Raw genomic sequence first — 23767 nt, 5'->3', positions numbered from 1 at the left:
CGGCGTCGGCTCGCGGCGGGCTCAGGCGGTGACGGCGTCGAAGGCCGCGCGCAGCTCGTCGCGGCTGGGCCCCTCGAGGCGATGCGTGTCGCCGATGGCGTGCAGCACGACGAAGCGCAGCAGGTTTCCTCGGGTCTTCTTGTCGCGCCCCATCACAGTGAGCATCTCGTCGAAGTCGCCCCCGCTGTACGTGGTCGGCAGTCCCAGTGCTGTGACAACGGCGCGCTGGCGCGCCACCGAAGCGTCATCGAGAACGCCCGCAGCGCGAGCCAGTTCGGCCGCGAACAGGCACCCCACCGCGACGGCGTCGCCGTGACGCCAGGTGTAGTTCTCGCGCTGCTCGATGGCGTGGGCGAACGTGTGGCCGTAGTTGAGGATCTCGCGCAGGCTCGACTCCTTGAGGTCGGCTGCGACGACATCGGCCTTGACCTGCACTGCTCGCTCGACGAGCTCGGTCAGCGCCGCGCCACGCACGTCGAGTGCCGCTTCGGGAGACGCCTCGACGATCTCGAGGATGCGCTCGTCGCGGATGAACCCGCACTTGACGACCTCCGCGAGGCCGGCGGCGACGTCGCGCGCCGGCAGTGTCTCGACGGTCTCGAGGTCAGCGACGACGGCGAGCGGCTCGTGGAAGGCGCCCACGAGATTCTTGCCCTCCGCGATGTTGATGCCGGTCTTGCCGCCGACCGCGGCGTCGACCATGGCGAGCACCGTCGTCGGCACCTGAACGACGCCGACACCCCTTAGCCAGGACGCAGCCACCCAGCCCGCGAGGTCGGTCACCGCTCCCCCGCCGACACCGACGACCACGTCGGTCCGCGTGAATCCGGCCCGAGCCATGACGCCCCACAGGTGCGCGCTGACCTCGACGGTCTTTGCGGCCTCGCCGTCGGGCACGGCCTCACGCAGCACCTCGATCCCGCGCGCGGTGAGATCAGCGGCGACGCGCTCGGCCACCGCGGCCACGGCGGCCTGTTCGATGACGAGCACGCGGGCGGCGGTGTCCGGCACCGCAGCCGCGGCGCGCTCGAGGACGCCGCGTCCGATCGTCACGTCGTAACGACCGGCAACGGAGATGACGCTCATGTGGGGCTCCCTGACGTGGTGCGGTCGGAGGCGTCGCTCGGCGCGGCGCGAACGGGCACCGACGACGGCAGCGGCCGCTTTCCGCCGGTCGATGCGGCCCGTTCGTACCCTGCCTCGATGAGGGCTTCGATGATGCGGGTGGCGGACGCGCCGGTCGTGCCACGTGAGGTGTCGACCTCGACGGTGCCGACCTCGGCATACAGGTGGCGGCGCTCGGCGTAGATGCGGCGCCAGGTCTCCAGACCACCGCCCGCCAACACGGGACGCGACGTGTCCCCGCGGATGCGGAATCCGGCGTTTCGCTCGTCCACCGTCAGGGAGACGACGACGTGATCGGCCAGCGCCTCTCGTGTCAAGGGGTCGAGCACCGCCCCGCCGCCGAGGGCCAGAACTCCGTCGAACGACCCGAGTTCGCCGAGGATCACCTCACGCTCGAGGTCACGGAAGGCCTGCTCACCGTCGGACGCGAAGATATCCGAGATGGGTCGTCCCGCGCGCTCGACGATGACGTAATCGCTGTCGCGCAGTTCCACGCCCCACCGGGCGGCGAGACTGCGACCGACGGACGTCTTGCCGGACGCCATCGGCCCGACGAGCACAGCCCGCGGTCGACGGCGCGGCGGCGTCACGTCCGTCACTCCCACGTCGTGAGGAGCTCAGGGATGTTCGCCAGGTAGCTCTCGTAGTTGCGGCGCGTCTCGGCGACGCTGTCGCCACCGAACTTCTCGACGCAGGCCTCGGCCAGGACGAGGGCGACCATGGCCTCGGCCACGACGCCGGCAGCGGGCACCGCGCACACGTCGGAGCGCTGGTGGATGGCCGTTGCGGCCTCACCGGTGGCGAGATCGACCGTGGCCAGGGCGCGCGGCACCGTCGAGATGGGCTTCATCGCGGCACGAACCCGCAGCACGTCACCGGTGGACATGCCACCCTCGGTGCCACCGGCACGGTTCGTGCGACGGCGGATGACGCCGTCGGTGCGCTCCATCTCGTCGTGGGCCTCGGAACCACGACGGCGCGCGGTGGTGAAGCCGTCACCGACCTCGACTCCCTTGATGGCCTGGATGCCCATGAGGGCACCCGCGAGACGCGAGTCGAGGCGGCGGTCCCAGTGAACGTGCGAACCGAGGCCAGGCGGGAGGTTGTACGCGCAGACCTCGACGACGCCGCCGAGGGTGTCGCCCGACTTCTTCGCCGAGTCGATCTCCGCGACCATCGCCGCGGAACCGTCCTCGTCGAGGGTGCGCACCGGGTCGGCGTCGAGGCGGGCCACGTCATCGGGGCCGGGCAACGCAGCGTCATCGCTGACGGCCGCCGTGCCGACCGCAACGGTGTGGCTGACGAGGCGAATGCCGTAGGCCTGCTCGAGGAAGCGCGCTGCGATCTCGCCGAGGGCGACGCGGGCCGCCGTCTCACGGGCCGAGGCGCGCTCGAGCACGGGGCGGGCGTCGTCGAAGCCGTACTTCTGCATGCCGACGAGATCCGCGTGCCCGGGGCGCGGACGCGTGAGCGGCCGGTTGCGGGCGATCTCCTTCTCGGCGTTGACATCGTTGGACGCCGCGTAGGCCTCGGCCTCGACGGGGTCGGGAGCCATGACGGTCTCCCACTTGGGCCATTCGCTGTTGCCGATCTGCAGGGCGAGCGGAGAACCGAGCGACACCCCGTGGCGCAGGCCGCCGATGAACGTCACGACGTCCTGCTCGAACTTCATGCGCGCGCCGCGCCCGTAGCCGAGGCGGCGGCGGGCAAGGGCGTCGGCGATGTTCTGGCTCGTGACCTCGACACCGGCCGGAAGGCCCTCGATGACGCCCATGAGGGACGGGCCGTGCGACTCACCTGCGGTCAACCAACGAAGCATGCCGGTCATCATTTCACGGCGTCGGAGGCCGCCTGCATCATGTCCGCAATGGGGGCGGGCGTTGCCGTGAAGAGTTCGAACTGTGCGGCGGCCTGATGGACGAGCATGTCGAGTCCGTTGACGACCGTGGCACCGCGCTCCTGCATGACCTGCGCGAGGCGCGTCGGCCAGTCGGCGTACACGACGTCGAGCACGTAGGGCCCGGCCGCCGGCCCGATGCGCAGCGAAGGCGCGTCGACGAGGCGGTCGGCGACGACGTCGGCCCCGCCCTGCGGAAGCGTGGAGACGACGAGCAGACAGCGACCGACGAGGGCCGGCATCTCGTCCGCGTCCTGGCGGACGACCCGTGCGTCGATCCCGAGCTTGTCGGCGAGGGCCAGGGTTTCGGGACGTGCCGTGGTCCGCACGACGAACGTCACGTCGCTGACACCGAGCTCGGCCAGAGCCGCGATGACGGCGCGAGCCGTGGCGCCCGAGCCGAGAACGACCGCGTGCTGGGTGCCCTCGCACCCCGCACCGCGCAGGGCACCGACGACTCCGGCGACGTCCGTGTTGTCGGCATGCCAGCCGTCGTCCGTACGCACGAGCGTGTTCGCCGCGCCGACGCCCCTGGCGAGCGGCGTGGCCGTCGCGGCGGCCGCCAGGGCGGCCTCCTTACACGGCATCGTCACCGAGAGGCCGTGGACATCGGCGTCGAGTCCGGCGAGGAACTCGGGCACCTCGTCAGCCGTCACCTCGGCGCGGTCGTACGACCAGTCGGTGAGGCCGGCCACCCGGTAGCCCGCCTCGTGGATGACAGGCGAGCGCGAGTGACCGATCGGCGAACCGATGACGAGCGCCCGAGGCATCAGCACTTACCGGGGTTCTTCTGGCACCACTCGCGGAACTTCTTCTCGTTCTCGAGCTGCTGGTCGTAGGTCTCCGAGAAGAGCGTCTCGCCCGTCTCCTGGTTGACCGTGACGAAGTACTTCCACGGGCCGGGCGTCGGGTTGGCTGCCGCCTTGATCGCCGCGGCACCGGGGCTGTTGTACGGCGTCGGCGGCAGACCCTTGTGCTTGTACGTGTTGTACGGGCTGTCGCTCTGACGGTCTTCGTTACTCGTCGTCACCGTGCCGCGCTTGTGAATGATGTAGTGCACGCTCGAGTCCATCTGCAGGGGCATGTCCTCGTCGAGGCGGTTCTCGATGACGCGGGCGACCTTGCCGTCGTCAGCGCCGGCCGGCGACTCGGCCTGCACGATGCTGGCCTTGGTCAGCACTTCCTGGAGCTGGTCGGCGCGAACGTCGAGCGAGTTGAGCTGGTCCTTGGTGTTCTTCACCATGGCCTGCAGTTGCTCCTTGGCCGTCATCGACTTGTCGAAGTCGTAGGTCGAGGGGAACAGCCAGCCCTCGAGCTTGCCGTTCATCGACTTGGGCAGGCCGAGCTGGTTGGCGGTGACCTTCTCGTACTCACTCACCGGACGACCGCTGCCCTTGGAGAGCTTGGCGAAGATCTCGCTCTGCCACAGACCTTCCTGAATGACGATGCCGCCGCCGACGCGGTTCTTCGGGTCCTGCAGGGCCGTCAAGGCGGACTCGGCGCTCTGCTTCTTGCGCAGCTTGTAGGTACCCGGGGTGAGGTTGACCTTCGGGTTGGCAGCCATGGCCTCGACGAACGCGGACGTCGACTTCGTGACGCCGGCCTCGACCAGGGAGGAACCGATCGTGCTGCCGGCGTCGCCCTTGTTGATCTTCACCTCGACGGTTTCGTCCTCACCGGCGCCGTCGTAGTCGCCGCCCTGGCTCTGGAACGAGGGCAGGCCGAGGCCGAGAGTCCGCCAGGCGAACGTTCCGCCGACCAGGACGAGGACAAGGGCGAGAACGAGCGGCACCATGCCGCGGCGACGGTTCGGGTTGTAGTCGACCGACGTCTCCCCCGCCTCACGACGACGCTCCGCTTCGCGCAGTGCCTCGTCGCGGTCGCGTCGCTCACGACGCGTCATGGCCGGATTCTTGCGGGCCTTGGGCAACGCGGCGCGAGTCTGCGCTCCACGCTCACCCTCACGACGCACGGCCTGGCTCGGGTCGACCTCGTCCTCGGCGCGGCCGAAGAGTCGATCTCGGGGCGAACTACCCATGGTGCGAGCCACCTTCTTTCGTCGTGCGCCGGGCGCGGGGTTTGCGCCCACCGACCTCGGCCCCGGGGGGCCGGCCGGTTCCGCGCTCGGTGTCGAGCGCAGCTTGCAGGATGAGCACCGCCGCCTGTTGGTCGACGTGCGTGCGGTGCTTACGTCCCGCCACCCCGCTCTCGTGCAGGGCACGGTGTGCGGTCACCGATGTTAGACGTTCGTCGACGAGAACCACGCGAAGCTGCGGCCGAAGGCCCTTCAGCGTGTTGGCCCACGCCCGGGCCGCCGCCGTGGACGCAGTGTCCTCGCCCTTCATGTTGAGGGGCAGCCCGACGACGACCTCGAGCGCCTGAGCCTCGTCGGCCGCTTCCGCGACGGCGACGACGTCCTTGTTCGTCGACTCCGCTCGAGCGAGCGTGCGGATCGGGGTGGCCATGATGCCGGAGGGGTCACTGGCCGCCAGGCCGACACGTACCGTGCCGACGTCGACGCCCAGTCGCACTCCGGTTCTCATGGCCACCCCGCCCGTATCAGTTCGTGACCGTGCGGCCGACGGTGTGCTCGACCTCGGCGAGCGCCTCGCCGAGCTTGGAGGCATCCTGACCACCGCCCTGGGCGAGGTCCGGCTTGCCGCCGCCACCGCCGCCGAGGACACCGGCCGCGACCTTGACGAGGTCACCGGCCTTGACGCGCCACTCGCGTGCAGGGGCGTTCGTCGCCACGACGACGACCGGACGGCCCTTGCTCACACCACCGACGGCGACGACGGCCGGCGACGAGTCACCGAGCTTCGAGCGCAGGTCCATGGCGAGGGTGCGAGCCGAGTCACCGTCGAGCGACTCGTCGTGATGCGAGACGAAACGGACGCCGAAGACGTCCTTCGCGTTCTCGACGAGCGAACCGGCCGCGGCGGCCATCTGCTGCTGCTTGAGGCGGCTGATCTCGCGCTCGGCGTCCTTGATGCGGGTGAGCATCTCGGAGATCTTCTCCTTGAGCTCACCTGGCTGCGCCTTCGTCATCGACGTGAGGTCGGCGACGAGGGCGCGCTCCTTGGCGAGGTAACGCAGGGCGTCGATGCCGACGAAGGCCTCGAGGCGCCGCACTCCGGAACCGACCGACGACTCGCCCGTGAGGGACAGTGCACCCACCTGCGAGCTGTGCGCGACGTGCGTACCACCGCAGAGTTCACGCGACCAGGGGCCGCCGATCTCGACGACGCGCACCTGCTCGTCGTAGGTCTCGCCGAAGAGGGCCAGCGCGCCCCGCTTCTTGGCCTCGGGCAGCGTCATGTACTGCGCGGAAACCGGCAGGTCGCGGCGCACCGCGAGGTTCGCCACCTCTTCGATCTCGCTGCGGGTCTCGGGCGAGAGCGCCGAGTTCCACGCGAAGTCCAGACGCAGGTAGCCGGGCTTGTTGTACGAGCCGCTCTGGAGCGCGGACGGGCCGAGCACCTCGCGCAGGGCAGCGTGCACGACGTGCGTGCCCGAGTGCGCCTGGCACGCGGAGATTCGCCACTCGGGGTCGACCTTCGTCTGCACACCCTCGCCGACGCGCACGGGGCCGTCGAGCACCTCGACGGTGTGCGCGATGAGGCCCTTGACCGGGCGCTGCACGTCGATGACCTTGAGTCGGCCACCGGGTGTGACGATGATGCCCTCGTCGGCGATCTGACCACCGGACTCGGCGTAGAACGACGTGCGGTCGAGCACGATCTGACCGTTCTGGCCCGGCTCGAGCTCCTCGACAGCCGTACCGCCGGAGACGAGACCGCGCACGGTCGCCTCGGCCTCGAGGCCCTGGTAGGCGAGGAACTCCGTCGCGCCCTGCTCGCGCAGCTGCGTCCACACGGCGACGTCACCGTGACCGGTCTTCTTCGCCTTGGCATCGGCCTTGGCACGCTCGCGCTGCTCGGTCATGAGGCGACGGAAGCCCTGCTCGTCGACGCTGACGCCCTGTTCGGCCGCCATCTCGAGCGTGAGGTCGATCGGGAAGCCGTACGTGTCGTGGAGGCTGAAGGCCTTCTCCCCCGACAGCACCGGCGCAGCACCGGAGCCTTCGCTCGACGTCGCCTGCTTGGCCTTGTTCACCGCGGTGTCGAGGATCGTCGTGCCCTGTACGAGCGTGCGGCGGAACGCCTCTTCCTCGGCGTAGGCGATCTGTGAGATGCGCGCGAAGTCCGTCTTCAGTTCCGGGTACGACTGCGACATGCGCTCCATCGAGATCGGGAACAGGTGCGGCAGGGCCGGGTCGGCGTAGCCGAGCAGGCGCATCGCGCGCACGGCGCGGCGCAGCATGCGGCGCAGCACGTAGCCGCGCCCTTCGTTGCCGGGCGTGACGCCGTCACCGATGAGCATGAGCGAACTGCGCACGTGGTCGGCGACCACCCGCAGGTGCACGTCGTCGGGGTGGCTGCTGGCCGACGACTGGCCCGAGTGCGCACCGTAGCGCTTGCCGGTCATCTCGGCCGCCATGTCGAGGACGGGGTAGACCTCGTCGATCTCGTAGAGGTTGTCGACGCCCTGCAGCAGCGACGCCATGCGCTCCAGACCCATGCCCGTGTCGATGTTGCGCTTCGGCAGTTCGCCGGCGACGTCGAAGTCAGCCTTGCTGCGCACCTGCGACAGTTCGTACTGCATGAAGACGAGGTTCCAGATCTCCATGTAGCGGTCCTCGTCGACCGCCGGGCCGCCCTCGGTGCCGTACTCGGCGCCGCGGTCGAAGAAGATCTCCGAGCAGGGGCCACCGGGCCCGGGCACGCCCATGCTCCAGTAGTTGTCGTTGGCGTCACGACGCGTGATGCGCTTCTCGTCGACGCCCACGACGTTCTTCCAGATCTCGAAGGCCTCGTCGTCGGTCTCGTACACCGTCGGCCACAGGCGGTCGGCATCGAGTCCGTAGCCGCCGGCGCTCTGGTCGGTCGTCAGCAGTTCCCAGGCGAACTTGACGGCGTCTTCCTTGAAGTAGTCGCCGAAACTGAAGTTGCCGTTCATCTGGAAGAACGTGCCGTGACGGCTCGTCTTGCCGACCTCTTCGATGTCACCGGTGCGAACACACTTCTGGACGCTCGTGGCACGCGTGAACGTGGGCGTCTGCTGGCCGAGGAAGTACGGCTTGAAGGGCACCATGCCCGCGTTGACGAACAACAGGTTCGGATCGTCGTGGATGAGCGGGGCGCTCGGCACGACCGTGTGGCCCTTGCTCTCGAAGAACTGCAGCCAACGGCGCCGGATCTCGGCGGTTTCCATCAATCGCCCTCACTGGTAGGTGTCGTACGGGTGTGCGTCCGCCATCATCCCATGCGCGACGGGAGTTCGAGTGCCCCCACCGGCGCGGGTCGCGAGGCGCAGCGGGTCAACGCTGCCTCGTCACGCTCCCTGAGGTCTTCCCGCTCATCGCCTGCTTGATGCCGTAGCCCACCGAAGCGACCTTGAGCATCGGCCGACCGACGGTTGCCACGGTGAGCGAGGTCAGCGCGTTGAGGTTGTTGGACATGGTCGCAAGGTTGGCGGTGATGGCGTCGAGTCGTTCGATCTGGCCGTTCGTCGCGGAAACGGTGTTCGTCATCTCGGTGATGAGCGGCAGGGTCTCGTCGCTCACCTTCCGCACAGCGGCGCTGGCCTCGTCGAGAACGGCGCCGGCCTTGTTGATGACGCCGCCGAGGCGCCACACGAGTACGGCGAACGCCACCGCCGCAATGAAACCGGCGATCTCACCCACGGAAACGCTCATCTCGTCACACCCCTTCTTCCGCGCCCATTATGACCGCACACGTCACAGCCCTCCCGCGCGGGAGCGGGAGGGCTGGACGCGCACAGTGCGCAAACCTATTGAGCTGAGTCGGCCACCGATGTGGCCGCGCGGCACTGACCGATCGACCCCACGTCACACGACGTCGGTGCGAACCTCCGGGAAGTGGCAGGCGACGCGGTGGCCCGGCGCCACCTCGGTGGCCTCGGGCTCGACCTGGGCGCACAGGTCCTGAGCCTTGGGGCAACGCGTGCGGAACACGCAACCCGACGGCGGGTTCTGCGGGCTGGGCAGGTCGCCCTTGAGCAGGATGCGCTCACGCTTGCCCTTGAGCGTCGGGTCCGGAATCGGCACCGCCGAGAGCAACGCGTGCGTGTACGGGTGCTGCGGCCGCTCGTAGAGCGTGTCGCGATCCGCGTCCTCCATCACCTTGCCCAGGTACATGACGATGACGCGGTCGGAGATGTGACGCACGACGGACAGGTCGTGTGCGACGAAGACGTACGCCATCTTGTCGCTCTCCTGGATCTCCTCCAGCAGGTTGACGACCTGAGCCTGGATCGACACGTCGAGCGCCGACACCGGCTCGTCACAGACGATGACCTGCGGCTTGAGCGCGATGGCTCGGGCCACACCGATGCGCTGACGCTGACCACCCGAGAACTCGTGCGGGTAACGGTTGTAGTGCTCGGGGTTGAGGCCGACGCGCTCCATGAGTTCCTGAACCGCGTTCTTCACACCCCCCTCGGGCTTGACGCCCTGGATGTCGAACGGCGCCGCGATGATCTTGCCGACCGTGTGACGCGGGTTGAGCGAGCCGTGCGGGTCCTGGAAGACCATCTGCAACTCACGACGGATGCGACGCAGGTCGCCGCCCTTGAAGTTGGTGATGTCCTCACCGGCGAACTCGATGGTGCCGCCCGTGGGTTCGAGGAGCTTGAGCATCGTGCGCCCGGCGGTCGACTTGCCACAACCCGACTCCCCCACCAGCCCGACCGTCTCGCCGCGGCGGAGGACGAGGTCGATGCCGTCGACAGCCTTGACGGGGTTGTCGGGGCGACGGATGAGGCCCGCTTTCTTCTGCGGGAAGTGCTTCTGAAGGCCGCGGACACGCAGCACCTCTTCACCGACGGCGACCTGCTTGGCGCCCTCGACGGTGTTCTCCTGTGCGGGGGTGGTCATGCGTCGTCTCCCAGCTTGGTGGAGCCGTGGGCCTCGACGGGTCCAGCGGCGGCGGGGGTGTCCATGGTGCGGGCCTGCGCCGGCTTCATGTGCTCGGCCTTCTGCTCCTCGGTGAGGAAGCAGCGGGCCTGCTGATCACCGAACGTGTAGAGATCCGGCATCTCGGTGTCGCACCGGCTGCCCGGCACCAGGTGCCTGAACGCGCAGCGGGGAGCGAACGAGCATCCCTTGGGCAGGCTGATGAGCGACGGCGGGTTTCCGGGGATCGGGTCGAGCTTCTCGCGGCGGGCCTCGTCGAGGCGCGGCATCGAGTTGAGCAGCCCAACGGTGTACGGGTGCTGCGGCTTAGCGAAGGTGTCGTAGACATCTCCGCGCTCGACCGGGCGGCCCGCGTACATGACGAGCAGGTCGTCGGCGACGTCGGCAACGACGCCGAGGTCGTGCGTGATGATGATGATCGCCGACTTGAACTCCTGCTGGAGGTCCAGCATGAGGTCCAGAATCTGCGCCTGGACCGTCACGTCGAGCGCCGTGGTGGGCTCGTCCGCGATGAGCAGCTTGGGGTCGTTGACGAGCGCCATGGCCGTCATCGCGCGCTGACGCATACCGCCGGAGAACTCGTGCGGGTACTGGTCGACGCGCTTCTGCGGGGACGGGATGCCGACACGGGCGAGCATCTCGATGGTGTGCTCGCGAGCTTCCTTCTTCGAGGCCTTCGGGTGGTGAACCTTGTAGGCCTCGATGATCTGCGCGCCGACCGTGTAGTACGGGTGCAGCGCCGAGAGCGGGTCCTGGAAGATCATCGACATCTTCTGGCCGCGCAGTTCGCGAAGGCGGTCTTCCTTGATGGTGAGCAGGTCGTCACCGTCGAAGTCGATCTGGCCACTGATCTGCGCGTTGGTTCCGCGGTTCAGACCGAGGATTGTCGTACTCGTGACCGACTTGCCCGAACCGGACTCACCGACGATGCCAAGGGTCTGGCCCTCGTAGAGGTCGAAGCTCACACCGTCGACCGACTTGACGACACCGTCGTCGGTCGGCCAGTGGACCTTGAGGTCGCGCACCGACAGCAGCGGACGTCCGGACTTGTCGACGACCTTCTTACCGGGCTTCTCAGCCGAAGCGGTGAAGCGCTCCTGTGCGTGCTTGGCGTCACCGGCGCCCACCTTGGCAGCGGCGGTGGCGACAGCGTCCCCGGCCTTCGACACTGCGGCCTCGGCCGCGTCCCCGACCTTGTCGGTGACGCTCCGTGAGTCACTGCCGAGGTGACGGGCGTTCGAGTTGGGCGTCGAACCGCCGGAGTTCTTCTTGAGCTTGTCAAACATGCGGTTCTCCCTCATCCCAGCTTCACGCGCGGGTCGACGACCGCGTAGAGCACGTCGACGACGATGTTCATCACGATGACGAGCGCCGACAGGACGACGACAATACCGACGTTCATGGGCAGGTCCGGAACGAGCGTCGAGTTGACGACCAGCTTGCCGAGACCGTCGTAGTTGAAGACGGTCTCGGTGATCGGCGCACCACCGACCAGGACGGCGAAGTCGATACCCGCCATCGTCATGATCGGGGTGACGGCAGCACGCATCGTGTGCTTCCACAGGATCTTGCCCTTGGCCAGACCCTTGGCCTTGGCCGTACGCAAGTAGTCCTCGCTCATGGTCTCGAGTACATAGGCACGCGTCATACGGACATATCCGGCGGCCGTGAACAGCGCCAGGGTGAGCGCCGGTAGCAGCAAACCCTTGAACCAGCCCAAGAGCCCGCCTTCTTCGATCGTGACGTACTCGGGCACTTCGACCAGGCCCCACTTGAGTGCGACGAACTGGTAGAGCAGAAGCCCCATCGCGAAGGTCGGGAAGGAGTAGAAGAACAGAGCGGTACCGACGACGGATTTGTCGACGAACGTCCCGTTCGTCAAAGCCGCGACGATGCCGAGTCCGACCCCCAGGACTATCACCAAAGTGAACGCGACGATGGCGATGGAGAACGAGATGGGGAACGCTTCCTTCACCGCGTCCGTCACGCTCTGACTTGCCAACGGGGAGTACCCGAGGCAAGGAGCCTCGCACTCGGCGATCGTCTCCGGCGCCTTCGCCTTCAGTTCGGGGTCGTCGGGGAACTCGCGCCCGGCGACTGTGCCCTTGACGAAGTCACCCCACTGAACGAGAACCGGCTTGTCGTACCCGAGGGCCTTGCGGTTCTGCTCGATGAGCTGCGGCGTGCAGTTCTTGCCGCAGGTCTGACGGGCCGGGTCCTTGCCGGCGGCGAAGAAGAGCACGAACGTCACGAGCGTGACCATGAGGAGCATGATCAGACCCGAGAAGATTCGGCGGATGACGTAGGCAACCATGAGCTTCCGGCCCTCGCGGGCTGTCCTCTCGAACGGGGAACAGGATGAGTTCGAAAGCCGGTCTGCGACCGGCGAACCGGCGGGGCATCGGTGGATGCCCCGCCGGTCAGGTGGTGATCAGGCGATCACTTGGAGACGCCGACGGCACCCAGGTCGGGGTACATCGAGGTCGCCGGGTTGTTGATGTAGTTCGTCACCTTCGAGCCACGCAGGTAGTAGAACTTCTGGATCTCGAGCGGGATGTACGCAACGTCCTCACCGAGCTTCTTGTCGATCTGCTTGTAGACCTCACCGGCCTCGTCGACGGACGTCTTCTTGGCCGCCTCGTCGATCATCTTGTTGACCTCGTCCGACTTGTAGTTGCCGTAGTCCTGGCCGTTCGACTTCTCGGTCAGGTTGAGGCGGCTGTCGAAGAGTGCCGGGATGACGGTGCTGGCCGACGGCCAGTCCGAACCCCAGCCGCCCCAGAACACGTCGCCGTCGGCCTTCGGGTTCTGGATGACGTCGTAGTACGTGTCGGTCAGACCGTTGAGCGTGACCTTGAAGCCGGCCTTCTCCCAGTTGTCCTTCATGGCGCCGGCCTGCTTGTCGGCGGTCGGCGTACCACCGGAGTAGGTGAACTTGATGTTCTTCTCGGACGCCGGAACGCCCTCGAGGAGCTTCTTCGCCTTCTCGATGTTGCCCTTCGGAACGTCCGTGAACGCCGGGTTCTTGGCGTAGGCGGTGGTCAGCGCGGGGTTGATGATCGAGTACGAGGGTGCGTAGGCCTTGTCGCCACCGCCAGCGGTGATCCAGGCGTCCTGGTTCGTCGCCGCGAGGAGGGCCTGACGGACCTTCAGGTTCTTCATCTTGTTGAAGTTCGGGACGAGGTAGTCGACGTACGGCGACTCGACGTTGACCGAGCGCTTCTGCGAGTCACCCTTGATCTGGCCGTACATCGACGGCGGGATCGCGCGGTCCGTGATGGCGGACTTGTCCTTGCCACCGTCGGCGATCAGACGCTGGTTGATGATCTCGTTCGTCAGACCTTCCTTGAACTCGATCTTGTCCGGGAGGGCCTTGCGGACGCCGTCCGTCTTGGCGTCGTAGTGCTCGTTGCGCACGAACGTACCGCCCGTGCCCTTCTTCCAGGTGCCCTGCAGCTTGTACGGGCCGTTGGAGAAGATGGCGTAGTTGCTCTTGTCGCCCTTGTCCTTGTCCTTGCGGTACGGGTCGAACGCACGCAGCGACGCGACGGCCAGGTTGAAGTCCGGCCACGCCTTGTTGAACTTGTACGTGATCGTCTTGCCCTCACACGTGACGGCCTTGTCGAACTCCGCCTGGCCTTCCTTCTTGTAGGGGCCGTTGTACGCGGGGGCGTCACCCTTCTTCGGGATGTCGAGGAAGCCGATCGCGTAGTTCGGGCCACCCGTGATGACGTCGGTGGCGAACGTGCGGCTCAGGCCGTACTTGAAGTCGGCGCAGGTGATGTCCTTGCCGTCCTCCCACTTGACGCCGTCCTTGATCGTGAACTTCCACGTCTTGCCGCCGTCCGACATCTTGCCCGTGTCGGTGGCGAGGTCGGCGACGGGCTTGTCGGCCTTGGCCTTGTCCTCCGTGACCGGGAACTGCACGAGCGAGCGGTACGTCAGGCGACCCAGGTTGGACAGGTCACGACCGATGTACATGCGCTGCGGGTCGAGGTGCTCCGCGGGGCGCTTCGTCAGGTAGTAGAGCGTGCCACCCGACCCCTCGGCGCCCGAACCCCCGGACTTGTTGTCACTCGAGCCGCCGCCACATGCAGCGAGGCCCATCGAACCAGCCACCGCCACGGCGAGGATGGAATACGACTTCTTGTTCATCGTCATCTCCTTGATGAAGCAGGATCCGCCGAGGCGATCCAACTGGCCTGACCGTTGCTGGTCAGGAGTACGAGGTGCCACGTGTCAGTGGCGGTCGGCCTTGGGGTCCAAGGCGTCGCGGAGGCCGTCACCGACAAGGTTGAAGCTCAGCACCAGCAGAGCAACAGACAGGGTCGGGGCGAAGAAGTAGAGAGCGTTGGTCTGCGCGTAGGCAACCGAGTCGTTGATGATGTTTCCCAGCGTCGGGGTGGGCGCCTTGATGCCGACCCCGAGGAACCCGAGGGCCGCCTCGGCCGAGACGAAGACCGGGAACAGCAGCGTGGAGTACACGAGCAGCGGGGCCCACAGGTTGGGCAGCAGCTCGGTGAAGTACAGGCGCTTGTTCGAGGCGCCGAGGCTTCGAGCGGCTTCGACGAACTCGCGGTTGCGCAGGGTCATGACCTGACCACGGATGATTCGCGCGAAGGTCGGCCATCCGAACAGGCCCAGGACGAGAATGACGTAAAGGCCCATCGCGACATTGCCCTTCGGAACTCCGATGTCTTCGAGGCGCGCGACCAGTGTTCCCGAAAGAGCGAGCAACATGAGCGTCTGCGGGAAACACAAGACGAGGTCGATCAAACGGCTGCACAGGAAGTCGACCTTGCCGCCGGAGAAGCCCGCGATGAGACCGATCACGAGACCGATGCTGATCGCCACGATCGTGGCGCACAGACCGACGATGACGGAGAACGTCACACCCAGCATGAGGCGGCTGAGCAGATCTGTGCCGCTACCGGGAACAACCCCCAGCAGGTGGCTTCCACTGATGCCGACCTTCGGGTTACCCGAGGAGTCGATCAACTCGCGGTGGTTCGTGAAGGGGTCGATGACGCCCATCTTGTCGAGGATCGGCGAGGCGATCGCGCACAGGATGAACAGAGCCGCGATCATCATGGCGGCGAGGGTGCCCTTGTCCTTCTTCAGGCGACCGAGGGCGATCTGCCGAAGCGAACGTCCTTCGATCTTCTTGGGGCTCTCGGACTCCGCGCCGTCGGCAGAGAAGTTCTCGACGTTCGGATCGCCGGTGACCATCGTCAAGGCTCTGCCCTTTCGGTAGCGACGCCCTGTGGGGCGCTTCGGTCCGCGCGCGAAAAACCTGTTGCGGGAAGGTGTCCCGCTGTGCGCACCCACAGATCATGCCTCAGCGAAGGTGTGATGCAAGCCTTATCGAGGCACGGTCACCAGATCGTTACCTTTCTCAGCCCATGAGACGAGGGGTTAACAAAACATGGCCAGGGGCGGAAACTCTCGCAACGTTTCTCAGCGCGGTGCATCACCTTGCACGCTCAACGGCCGCGAATTGTCGCGCGCAGCGAGCGCCACCGCTCGCCCAGCCGTTCCTCCCAGCCGCGTGCCGTCGGCGCGTAGTAGTCCGCGTCCGCCACCAGATCGTCCGGTAGGAACTGCTGCGGACCGACGCCGCCCGGTTCGTCGTGGGTGTATCGGTATCCGGCGCCGTGACCGAGCTGCGTCGCTCCCGCGTAGCCGGTACCGCGCAGATGCGCGGGTACCGCTCCCCCGCGGCCGGCGCGAACGTCTGCGATGGCGGCGTTGATCGCCACGTACGACGCGTTGGACTTCGGGGCGAGGCAGTTGTGGACCACGGCCTGACCGAGGATGATCCGCGCCTCGGGCATCCCGATCTGGGCCACGGCATGCATGGCCGCGACGGCGGTCTGCAACGCCGTGGGGTCGGCCATGCCCACGTCCTCACTGGCCGCGATGACGATGCGTCGCGCGACGAATCGGGGGTCCTCACCCGCTTCGAGCATGCGCGCGAGGTAGTGCAGAGCCGCATCGACGTCGGAACCGCGCATCGACTTGATGAGCGCCGATGCGACGTCGTAGTGCTGGTCGCCCGCGCGGTCGTAGCGCACCGCCGCAGCGGCCATCGCCTGTTCGACGGAGGCCAGCGAGATGACGCTCTCCCCCGCATCCGTCGTCACACCGGCGGCCGCCTCCAGCGCCGTCAGTGCTCGGCGGGCGTCCCCGCCGGCCATGCGGACGAGGTGGTCGCGCGCTTCCTCGTCGAGGGTGAACTCGCCTCCGAAGCCCCGTTCGTCGGCGAGCGCGTTGGCGAGGACGTCGACGACCTGCTCGTCGTCGAGGGACTTCAGCGTGACGAGCACGGAACGAGACAACAGCGGGGCGATGACGCTGAAGCTGGGGTTCTCGGTCGTCGCAGCGACGAGGATGACGGTGCGGTTCTCCACTCCCGGCAGGAGCGCGTCCTGCTGTGCCTTGGAGAAGCGGTGGATCTCGTCGAGGAACAGCACGGTCGAGCGTCCGTACATCGCGAGGTGACGGCCAGCCTCCTCCATCGCCTGCCTCACGTCCTTCACGCCGGCGGTAATCGCGGAGAGCTCGACGAAGCGTCGGTCGGCGGTGCCCGCGGCCAGGTGCGCCAGCGTCGTTTTCCCTGTTCCCGGAGGACCCCAGAGGATCGCGCTCATCGGACCGGCAGCCCCCGATTGACCTTCGATGAGTCGACGGAGCGGCGAACCGGGCTTGAGGACGTCACCCTGCCCACGCACTTCCTCGAGCGTCCGCGGACGCATTCGAACGGCCAAGGGCGCCATGGCCCCGCTGGCTGCCGTACCGTCGCGACGTTCACCGTCGAGTTGGTTCGAGAACAGGTCATCGCTCATGCGCCCAGTCAATCAGGTGGACCCGGCAGCACCCCCGCTAGAGTTGGGCCGCCAGAACGAGAGCGGAGATGCACCATGTCCCAACCGAGCGGGGTCAAGGCGACCAGGCAGCGCTTCAACGTCTACATCGGCTGGATCGGGGTCGTCATCGGCGCGCTCCTTGCCGTGGCCGGGGCCTTCTCCCACAGCGGACGCCCGATGCTGTACTTCGGCGCCGTGTTCGCCGCGCTCTCGTTCTGTGTCATGGCGCGTCCGAGCCTGCGCTTCACCGCGGACGCCGTGATCGTGAGCAACGTCGTGCGTGAGGTCACTCTTCCGTGGGAGGGCATCTCCCACACGGATTCGCGGGGAAGCCTCGTCATCCACGACAACGACGGTGGCCGCACGACCGTCTGGGCAATCGGCTCCCAGAAGGCACGCAGTGACCGTGACATGCAGACCTCCGGCGCCGCGGGCTCGTGGCGCCCCGAACCCGGATCCCTGGTGGAATTGCCGACATCGTCACGTGCGTTGCGCGAGGCCATCAATGCAGAGACCGTCGACAACCCCACCGGCACCCCGTCGGGCAAGTCCGTGCGTTTCCTCCCGTTCCCGACCGCACTCATGGTTCTTGCCGTTGTCTGCGTCGTCGTCGGGATTCTTGCGTGACCACCCGAACCTCCCAGGGCGGGCGCTACGGACACTTCGTCGCCCGTCGCGCGAAGTGGATCGCACTCGCGTGGCTCGTCGGCGTCGTGCTCGCTTTCGCCGGCACGAGCGGAGCCTTCGGCGGGGGCGGACTCTTCGGGCAACTGCAGCAGAAGGAGCCGTACGTCCCCGGTGAGTCCCACTTCGGCAACGAGAAGCTCCTCACCGGTGACAAGGCCGGCGGCAGCGTCCTCGTGCGCATCGACGGTCTCGACCGATCCGAGCAACGCTCCCTCGGCCCGCGCCTGCAGACGGAGATCGACGCTGCCCCGCGCACGAGGTCCGTCGAGTCGGCCTTCACCCCCGCGGCTCGGGATCCGCGCGTGGCCGCGGTGTACACCTCGAAGTCCGCCCCACAATCGGTCGTTTTCGTCGCGAACCTCGAGCCGGGTTTGGCCAAGGCCGATCAGGAGAAGGCCTCCAGCGAAGTCACTCGCCGCGCGAAGGCCGTCGTCGGCGGTGCCGGCACCGTTCGCACCGGTGGTTCGGTCGAGGTGCTCAAGCGCATCACCGACCAGGTCCAGGAGGATCTGCGCACCGGGGAGGGAATCGCCTTCCCGCTGACACTCGTCGTCATGGTCATTGTCTTCGGCGGCTTCATCGCAGCGGGCCTGCCTCTCGCGGGTGCGATCTCCTCCATCGGTGGCGGCCTGCTCGCCCTCTTCGGATTCGCCCAGTTCACCGAACTCGACGCCACCGTCGTCAACATCGTGACGATCCTGGGCCTCGGCCTGTCCATCGACTACGGCCTGCTCATCGTCGGGCGATTCCGCGAGGAACTGTCACGCCTGCGTGGTGACGACCGTGAGGCTCGGAACCTGAGCGACGCGGAGCTCGATCTCGCGACGGCTCGCACGCTCTCCACAGCGGGACGTACCGTCCTGTTCAGTGGCCTGACAGTCGCCATCTCCGTGTCGGGTCTGCTCCTCTTCCCGGCCTCGGTGACGAAGGCGGTCGGGCTCGCGGGCCTGTCCGTCGTTGTCGTCGCGTGTCTTGCTTCCCTCACCCTCGTCCTCGCATGCGCCCGCCTCGCGGCACGCCGACTCGCTCGCAAGCGTGTCGCGCCGGACGCGGACACGGGTCGTTTCGCCTCGCTCGCCCACGGGGTGCAACGTCACATCTGGGTCTCCATCGCCGCTGTCGTGGCCGTGCTCGTGCTGCTCGCCACTCCCCTCGCCGGCCTGCGTCAGGTCAGTTCCACCGGCGCCATGCTGCCCAAGGAGGACACGCAGCGGGTGCTCCTCGCCGATCTGCGCCAGGACTTTCCCGCACTCGCCGAGCCCGCGGTCACCGTCGTCGCGAAGACCGACGTCGCGACCGCGAGCGCCTGGGCCACACGGGACGTTGCGAAGGTTGAGCACGTGAGCGGGATCAACCCGACGCGCGATCTCGGCGACGGCTATGTCGCAGTCGGTGTTCGCGTCGCCGGTGCGACGCCGTCCAACGGGCGAACCGGCCAAGTCGTCGATGCCCTGCGCTCAGACCGCCCTGAGTTCGACACCTGGGTGACGGGTCAACAGGCGAAACTCGACGACTACAGCAAGGCCATCACCGCCCGCGCTCCTCTCGTGGCACTCGTCGTCGCACTCGCGACGCTCGTCCTGCTCTTCCTCATGACCGGTTCGCTCGTGCTCCCGCTCAAGGCGTTGATCTTCAACGCGCTGTCACTGGCAGCGAGCCTCGGCGCCATGACGTGGATCTTCCAGAACGGGCACTTCGAAACCCTGCTCGGCTACACGAGCAACGACGCCGTCGAATCCACCGTGCCCGTCATTCTCTTGGCGTTCGGGTTCGGCCTCGCCATGGACTACGAGGTCTTCCTCCTGTCACGCATCGTCGAGGCGCACGAACAGGGCGACGACGACGCGCGAGCCGTGGCCGTCGGCATCCAGCGATGCGGCCGGATCGTGACGAGCGCCGCTCTGCTCATGATCATCGTCATGCTCGGCTTCGCCGCGGCCAGGATGATCGTCGTCAAGCAGCTCGGCGTCGGACTCGCGCTGTCGATCGCGCTCGATGCGACGCTCGTGCGCATGATCCTCGTCCCCGCGACGATGACGCTCATGGGCCGGTGGAACTGGTGGGCGCCGGCGTTCCTCAAGCGCTGGCACGCCAGGTTCGGCTTCACTCACTGACCGACGGAAACCACCAGATGAGTCGCGATGCGGACTCATCGGGTGGTGCGTTGGCGGAAATCAGTCGGGCAGGAGCCCTTCATTGCGCAGCGCAGCTCGAAGGCTCGCGACGTTGTCACTCGCGTCCACGAGGTGCGAGCGCAGACCCACGCCGGACGCGGAGCGGACGTTGGCCGGTGAGTCGTCGACGAAGACGCAGTCACCCGGCTGCAGGCCGAGGGTCTCGAGGACGCGGACGAAGTACTGCCCCGCCGGTTTGGCTTCTCCCACCTCGCAGGAGAAGAAGTAGCCGTCGCGGCGGTTCGCGTAGCGTTCACGCATTGCCGCAACCCGGACGTCCTGCTGGTTGGTCGTGAGGTGACACCGGTACCCGAGCGCGCGTAGCTCGTCGACCACGGACAGAGCATCCTCGTCGAGGTCGAAGCGTCCCCACAGCGTCAGGGTGTCGTCGACATCGATGTCGCTGCCGACCGCCTGCGCCGCGGCGAGGAGCGCCTCACGCATCGTCATCTCCCCGCGCATGGCGGGCCGCTCGTGCTCGAAGACGGCCGCGGGGAAGGCCGCTCCCCCGACGTCGGCCAAGGCGGCCTCCCAGTCGTGGGACGGGTGCTGCAGCACGCCGTCGGCGTCGAGAAGGACAGCTCGCGGGGATGAAGTCATACGACCCAAACTATCGGCCGGAAAAGGGGCGTGCCCCGCCACCCACAGGGGATGACGGGGCACGAGCGGCCGTCGATCAGGACTGCGTGGGCGAAACCTCGTCCGGTGCGGCCGGGGAAGCTGCGTCCTTCTTCGGCTCGGGCTTCGCGTCGATGCCGGCCTCCTTGCGCTGCTGCGCAGTGATCGGGGCGGGCGCGGCCGTCAGCGGGTCGTAACCGCCACCGCTCTTCGGGAAGGCGATGACCTCACGGATCGAGTCGACACCCGCGAGCAGCGACACGATGCGGTCCCAGCCGAACGCGATACCGCCGTGCGGCGGGGCGCCGAAGCTGAAGGCCTCGAGGAGGAAGCCGAACTTCTCCTGTGCGTCCTCCTGCGACAGGCCCATGACCTTGAACACGCGCTCCTGGATGTCGCTGCGGTGGATACGGATCGACCCGCCGCCGATCTCGTTGCCGTTGCACACCATGTCATAGGCGTAGGCGAGCGCCTCGCCCGGGTTCGTGTCGAACGTGTCGAGGTACTCGGTCTTCGGCATGGTGAAGGCGTGGTGCACGGCGGTCCACTTACCCGCACCGACGGCCACGTCACCCGAGGCGACGGCGTCCGCGGCCGGCTCGAAGAGAGGCGCGTCGACGACCCACAGGAAGCTCCACGCGTTCTCGTCGATGAGCTCGCAGCGCTTGCCGATCTCGAGGCGCGCCGCACCGAGCAGAGCCCGCGAGGCCTTCGTGGCGCCGGCGGCGAAGAAGATGCAGTCGCCCGGCCTCGCGCCGACGTGCTCGGCCAAGCCGGACGTCTCGGTCTCGGAGAGGTTCTTCGCCACGGGGCCGGTGAGCGAACCGTCCTCGGCGACGAGGACATACGCAAGACCCTTGGCGCCGCGCTGCTTGGCCCACTCCTGCCACGCGTCGAGCTGTCGACGCGGCTGGCTCGCGCCACCCGGCATGACGACGGCGCCGACGTACTCGGCCTGAAACACACGGAACGTCGTGTCGGAGAAGAACTCGGTGCAGTCGGTGAGCTCATTGCCGAAGCGCAGGTCGGGCTTGTCCGAGCCGTACTTCGCCATGGCGTCGGCGTACGTCATGCGCGGGAACGGCGTCGGCAGGTCGACACCGATCGTCTTCCACACCGCCTTGGCGATCGACTCACCCAGCTCGATGACGTCGTCCTGCTCGACGAAGCTCATCTCGATGTCGAGCTGCGTGAACTCGGGCTGACGGTCGGCGCGGAAGTCCTCGTCGCGGTAACAACGCGCGATCTGGTAGTAGCGCTCCATGCCGGCCACCATGAGCAGCTGCTTGAACAGCTGCGGGCTCTGCGGCAGGGCGTACCAGCTGCCCGGCGCGAGGCGTGCGGGCACGAGGAAGTCGCGAGCGCCCTCGGGCGTGGAACGGGTGAGCGTCGGGGTCTCGATCTCGACGAAGTCGCGCTCGCCGAGCACGGAACGCGCGGCCTGCGACACCTTCGAGCGCAGACGGATCGCGTCGCCAGGAGCCTGACGGCGCAGGTCGAGGTAGCGGTACTTGAGGCGGGCCTCTTCGCCGACGGTGATGCGCTCGTCGATCTGGAACGGCAAAGCCGCGGCCTCGGAGAGAACCTCGATCTCGTCGGCAACGACGTCGACCTCACCGGTCGGCAGGTTCGGGTTGACGTCCTTCGCCTCGCGGGCGGTGACCTTGCCGGTCACCTTGATGCAGTACTCGGAGCGCAGGCCGTGCGCGGCGCCGGTGAGCACCTCGTCGCGCGCGACGACCTGGACGACGCCCGAGGCGTCACGCAGGTCGACGAAGGCCACGCCACCGTGGTCGCGTCGCTTGGCCACCCAGCCGGTGAGGGTGACGGTGTCACCGACGTTCGACTGGCGCAGGGTTCCGGCTTCATGGGTTCGAAGCATGATCTTCCTTTCGGGTCGGTCCACGACGGGTTCACCCGAAAGATGTTCGCGATAGCTGCGACTGGGTGCGCCCACGTGGGGGCAGCCCGGGAGGTGTGGGCGGGGGCCAGGTCGCGGTGCCACCACACCTTCGCCGAAAGAGCTTCGGCCTCTCGTCGGTGTCGCCGGACGCGCGTGCTGTTCGCCGAGCTTTCGAAGAGGCTCCGGTGGGTCGTCACGCCACCACGAACAACGCTTCCCATTCTAGGTGACGCGCGGCGATGGCCGCACCCGTGATTCCGCCCGGCCTAGTCTGGCGTCATGGACGTCGACGTAGTGCGCCGGGCCGCTGCGGCCATCGTGTGGGAGCCCGACTTCGCGGAGGTGGTTCGCACCGACGCCTTCACCCTGGTGAAGTACCCGATGTGGCTGCAGCAGCACTGCCAGGCCCACCGCCTCACCTCGCGCTCCCCCGCCGACGACGTCATCGACGCCGCCCTGGCGCAGGCGTGCTCGTGGAGCCGCGACACGGTGTGGTTCTGCGGCCTGAGCAGCGCCACCCCGAACCCTTCACTCGAGCCCAGGCTCCTCGAGCGGGGCGGGCACGTGGCCGAGACGTTGTCCGTGCTCGCACTCGATCTGAGCGAGGGCGTGCCGGACGTACCGGTGCCGGACGACGTGTCCACCGAGCCCGTCACCACACCAGACCTCGTGCAGGCCTGGGATGCCGTGAGCGATGAGGCGTTCGAGAACGAGACCCCGAACGACGAGGACCCCGACGTGAGGGCTCGGGCGTGCCAGGAGGAGTACGACCAGGGGCGCGGCGGCGTCTTCGTCACGGTGCTCGACGGCCGACCGGCTGCCTCCGGCGGCATGACGTTCCACCCCGACGATCGCCTCGTTCTCCTGTGGGGAGGATCGTCGACGAAGGCGGCGCGCGGGCGCGGGGCCTACCGCGCGAACCTTCTCGCCCGTCTTCGGCGCGCACACGAACTCGGGTATGCACATGCCGTCGTCAAGGGGCGGGTGACGACGAGCGCCCCGATCCTCACGCGGGTCGGGTTCGTCGACCTCGGCCAGGAGCGAGTTGTCGCTCTCGACGTTCAGGCGAGTTCGTCGCCGTCGACGTAGAACCAGCGCCCGGCGCGGCGAGCGAAGCGTGAGTGTTCACGAACGGCGCCACGCTCCCCAGCGTCGGTGCGGAAGTGGGCGGCGAAGTCGACAGTGCCTTCGCTGTCGTCAGGCTCTCCGGCTTCGGTGCCCAGCACCTCGAGACCCAACCACGTCACGCCGTCGAGGTCGGCCACCTGCTGCGGGCGGGTACGCGGGTGCCATGTCCGCCACAGGTGGTCGGCGTTCCGACGGGCGAACGCCGTGTACCGGGAGCGCATGAGCTGCTCGCACGTCGGGGCGGGCTCGCCGTCGTCGACGAAGGGTGCGCAGCAACGCGCGTACGAGGTCTCGGCGGCGAACCCACCGCAGGGGCATAGCTCCTCGGCATTCATGCGTTCGAGCCTAGTTGTCCTGCCCGGTCGTGTTGTT

Annotated in this window: 20 protein-coding genes; 3 read left to right on the top strand and 17 right to left on the bottom strand. The window is 67.6% G+C overall.

Annotation, left to right across the window (positions count from 1 at the left end; all coding sequences use genetic code 11):
- Positions 1 to 21: 21 nt before the first annotated feature.
- From aroB to H7F30_RS09765, 14 genes are all read right to left on the bottom strand, one after another.
- The gene (aroB, locus tag H7F30_RS09830) at positions 22 to 1086 is read right to left on the bottom strand and encodes a 3-dehydroquinate synthase (protein ID WP_187034840.1); all 1065 of its coding nucleotides are present in this window, start codon (positions 1084 to 1086) and stop codon (positions 22 to 24) included.
- Complete coding sequence (locus H7F30_RS09825) at positions 1083 to 1715, bottom strand: shikimate kinase (protein WP_187034838.1); 633 nt, start codon at positions 1713 to 1715, stop codon at positions 1083 to 1085. Before H7F30_RS09825 ends, aroB begins: the two co-directional genes overlap by 4 nt.
- 5 nt (positions 1716 to 1720) lie before the next feature.
- Positions 1721 to 2944, bottom strand: coding sequence for a chorismate synthase (aroC, locus tag H7F30_RS09820; RefSeq protein ID WP_187034836.1), 1224 nt, complete (start codon positions 2942 to 2944; stop codon positions 1721 to 1723).
- Between the two features lie 8 nt (positions 2945 to 2952).
- On the bottom strand, positions 2953 to 3792 hold the full coding sequence (locus tag H7F30_RS09815; protein WP_222617888.1) for a shikimate dehydrogenase: 840 nt from the start codon (positions 3790 to 3792) through the stop codon (positions 2953 to 2955).
- Positions 3792 to 5060, bottom strand: a complete 1269-nt coding sequence (mltG, locus tag H7F30_RS09810; RefSeq protein ID WP_129663277.1) for an endolytic transglycosylase MltG — start codon at positions 5058 to 5060, stop codon at positions 3792 to 3794. Before mltG ends, H7F30_RS09815 begins: the two co-directional genes overlap by 1 nt.
- Entirely contained in the window at positions 5053 to 5565 is a 513-nt protein-coding gene (gene ruvX, locus H7F30_RS09805; RefSeq protein ID WP_047312686.1) for a Holliday junction resolvase RuvX, read from the bottom strand. Before ruvX ends, mltG begins: the two co-directional genes overlap by 8 nt.
- Before the next feature lie 16 nt (positions 5566 to 5581).
- Positions 5582 to 8296: an alanine--tRNA ligase gene (alaS, locus tag H7F30_RS09800; RefSeq protein WP_187034832.1), complete on the bottom strand. Its 2715-nt coding sequence runs from the start codon at positions 8294 to 8296 to the stop codon at positions 5582 to 5584.
- 106 nt (positions 8297 to 8402) lie between these two features.
- The gene (locus H7F30_RS09795; RefSeq protein WP_047312684.1) at positions 8403 to 8780 is read right to left on the bottom strand and encodes a DUF948 domain-containing protein; all 378 of its coding nucleotides are present in this window, start codon (positions 8778 to 8780) and stop codon (positions 8403 to 8405) included.
- A 153-nt stretch (positions 8781 to 8933) separates the two neighbouring features.
- Positions 8934 to 9980 carry an ABC transporter ATP-binding protein gene (locus tag H7F30_RS09790; RefSeq protein ID WP_047312683.1) on the bottom strand — a complete coding sequence of 349 codons (1047 nt, stop codon included), beginning with the start codon at positions 9978 to 9980 and terminating at the stop codon, positions 8934 to 8936.
- Positions 9977 to 11305, bottom strand: a complete 1329-nt coding sequence (locus tag H7F30_RS09785; RefSeq protein WP_231579607.1) for an ABC transporter ATP-binding protein — start codon at positions 11303 to 11305, stop codon at positions 9977 to 9979. The genes H7F30_RS09790 and H7F30_RS09785 overlap by 4 nt, the downstream gene beginning before the upstream one ends.
- An 11-nt stretch (positions 11306 to 11316) precedes the next feature.
- Complete coding sequence (locus tag H7F30_RS09780; protein ID WP_187034830.1) at positions 11317 to 12333, bottom strand: ABC transporter permease; 1017 nt, start codon at positions 12331 to 12333, stop codon at positions 11317 to 11319.
- A 125-nt stretch (positions 12334 to 12458) separates the two neighbouring features.
- The gene (locus tag H7F30_RS09775; RefSeq protein WP_227484882.1) at positions 12459 to 14174 is read right to left on the bottom strand and encodes an ABC transporter substrate-binding protein; all 1716 of its coding nucleotides are present in this window, start codon (positions 14172 to 14174) and stop codon (positions 12459 to 12461) included.
- Positions 14175 to 14258: 84 nt separating this feature from the next.
- Positions 14259 to 15248, bottom strand: a complete 990-nt coding sequence (locus H7F30_RS09770) for an ABC transporter permease (protein WP_187037970.1) — start codon at positions 15246 to 15248, stop codon at positions 14259 to 14261.
- 254 nt (positions 15249 to 15502) lie between these two features.
- Positions 15503 to 16864: a replication-associated recombination protein A gene (locus tag H7F30_RS09765; protein WP_187034828.1), complete on the bottom strand. Its 1362-nt coding sequence runs from the start codon at positions 16862 to 16864 to the stop codon at positions 15503 to 15505.
- A gap of 75 nt (positions 16865 to 16939) precedes the next feature.
- Here H7F30_RS09765 and H7F30_RS09760 point away from each other — a divergent pair, with 75 nt between their 5' ends.
- Positions 16940 to 17512 carry a PH domain-containing protein gene (locus tag H7F30_RS09760; protein WP_187034826.1) on the top strand — a complete coding sequence of 191 codons (573 nt, stop codon included), beginning with the start codon at positions 16940 to 16942 and terminating at the stop codon, positions 17510 to 17512.
- Positions 17509 to 19686 (top strand): MMPL family transporter, encoded by a 2178-nt coding sequence (locus H7F30_RS09755; RefSeq protein ID WP_187034824.1) that lies wholly within the window; start codon positions 17509 to 17511, stop codon positions 19684 to 19686. The genes H7F30_RS09760 and H7F30_RS09755 overlap by 4 nt, the downstream gene beginning before the upstream one ends.
- A gap of 60 nt (positions 19687 to 19746) precedes the next feature.
- On the opposite strand, the gene H7F30_RS09750 is transcribed toward H7F30_RS09755, so the two are convergent.
- Entirely contained in the window at positions 19747 to 20346 is a 600-nt protein-coding gene (locus tag H7F30_RS09750) for an HAD-IA family hydrolase (protein ID WP_187034822.1), read from the bottom strand.
- Positions 20347 to 20422: 76 nt separating this feature from the next.
- The gene (aspS, locus tag H7F30_RS09745; protein WP_187034820.1) at positions 20423 to 22246 is read right to left on the bottom strand and encodes an aspartate--tRNA ligase; all 1824 of its coding nucleotides are present in this window, start codon (positions 22244 to 22246) and stop codon (positions 20423 to 20425) included.
- A gap of 300 nt (positions 22247 to 22546) precedes the next feature.
- Between aspS and H7F30_RS09740 the strand changes: the two genes are divergently transcribed.
- On the top strand, positions 22547 to 23356 hold the full coding sequence (locus H7F30_RS09740; protein ID WP_187034818.1) for a hypothetical protein: 810 nt from the start codon (positions 22547 to 22549) through the stop codon (positions 23354 to 23356).
- Here H7F30_RS09740 and H7F30_RS09735 read toward each other — a convergent pair.
- A complete protein-coding gene (locus H7F30_RS09735; protein ID WP_187034816.1) occupies positions 23329 to 23730 on the bottom strand; it encodes a YchJ family protein in 402 nt (133 codons plus the stop codon). The genes H7F30_RS09740 and H7F30_RS09735 overlap by 28 nt on opposite strands.
- Positions 23731 to 23767 lie beyond the last annotated feature (37 nt).

The organism is Dermacoccus sp. PAMC28757, from assembly GCF_014302635.1.
GTDB classification, from domain to species: Bacteria; Actinomycetota; Actinomycetes; order Actinomycetales; family Dermatophilaceae; genus Dermacoccus; species Dermacoccus abyssi.
The sequence above is the reverse complement of the archived record's forward strand: the minus strand, read 5'-3'. Positions and strand labels throughout refer to the sequence as shown.

Bases quoted from the DNA above. Each gene is read 5' to 3' on its own strand.
- H7F30_RS09780 (WP_187034830.1), bottom strand. From the start codon at position 12,333: ATGGTTGCCTACGTCATCCGCCGAATCTTCTCGGGTCTGATCATGCTC.
- H7F30_RS09735 (WP_187034816.1), bottom strand. From the start codon at position 23,730: ATGAATGCCGAGGAGCTATGCCCCTGCGGTGGGTTCGCCGCCGAGACC.
- H7F30_RS09765 (WP_187034828.1), bottom strand. From the start codon at position 16,864: ATGAGCGATGACCTGTTCTCGAACCAACTCGACGGTGAACGTCGCGAC.
- H7F30_RS09770 (WP_187037970.1), bottom strand. From the start codon at position 15,248: ATGGTCACCGGCGATCCGAACGTCGAGAACTTCTCTGCCGACGGCGCG.
- H7F30_RS09785 (WP_231579607.1), bottom strand. From the start codon at position 11,305: ATGTTTGACAAGCTCAAGAAGAACTCCGGCGGTTCGACGCCCAACTCG.
- H7F30_RS09740 (WP_187034818.1), top strand. From the start codon at position 22,547: ATGGACGTCGACGTAGTGCGCCGGGCCGCTGCGGCCATCGTGTGGGAG.
- aroB (WP_187034840.1), bottom strand. From the start codon at position 1,086: ATGAGCGTCATCTCCGTTGCCGGTCGTTACGACGTGACGATCGGACGC.
- aroC (WP_187034836.1), bottom strand. From the start codon at position 2,944: ATGCTTCGTTGGTTGACCGCAGGTGAGTCGCACGGCCCGTCCCTCATG.
- H7F30_RS09760 (WP_187034826.1), top strand. From the start codon at position 16,940: ATGTCCCAACCGAGCGGGGTCAAGGCGACCAGGCAGCGCTTCAACGTC.
- H7F30_RS09795 (WP_047312684.1), bottom strand. From the start codon at position 8,780: ATGAGCGTTTCCGTGGGTGAGATCGCCGGTTTCATTGCGGCGGTGGCG.
- H7F30_RS09775 (WP_227484882.1), bottom strand. From the start codon at position 14,174: ATGAACAAGAAGTCGTATTCCATCCTCGCCGTGGCGGTGGCTGGTTCG.
- alaS (WP_187034832.1), bottom strand. From the start codon at position 8,296: ATGGAAACCGCCGAGATCCGGCGCCGTTGGCTGCAGTTCTTCGAGAGC.
- mltG (WP_129663277.1), bottom strand. From the start codon at position 5,060: ATGGGTAGTTCGCCCCGAGATCGACTCTTCGGCCGCGCCGAGGACGAG.
- H7F30_RS09815 (WP_222617888.1), bottom strand. From the start codon at position 3,792: ATGCCTCGGGCGCTCGTCATCGGTTCGCCGATCGGTCACTCGCGCTCG.
- aspS (WP_187034820.1), bottom strand. From the start codon at position 22,246: ATGCTTCGAACCCATGAAGCCGGAACCCTGCGCCAGTCGAACGTCGGT.
- H7F30_RS09750 (WP_187034822.1), bottom strand. From the start codon at position 20,346: ATGACTTCATCCCCGCGAGCTGTCCTTCTCGACGCCGACGGCGTGCTG.
- ruvX (WP_047312686.1), bottom strand. From the start codon at position 5,565: ATGAGAACCGGAGTGCGACTGGGCGTCGACGTCGGCACGGTACGTGTC.
- H7F30_RS09790 (WP_047312683.1), bottom strand. From the start codon at position 9,980: ATGACCACCCCCGCACAGGAGAACACCGTCGAGGGCGCCAAGCAGGTC.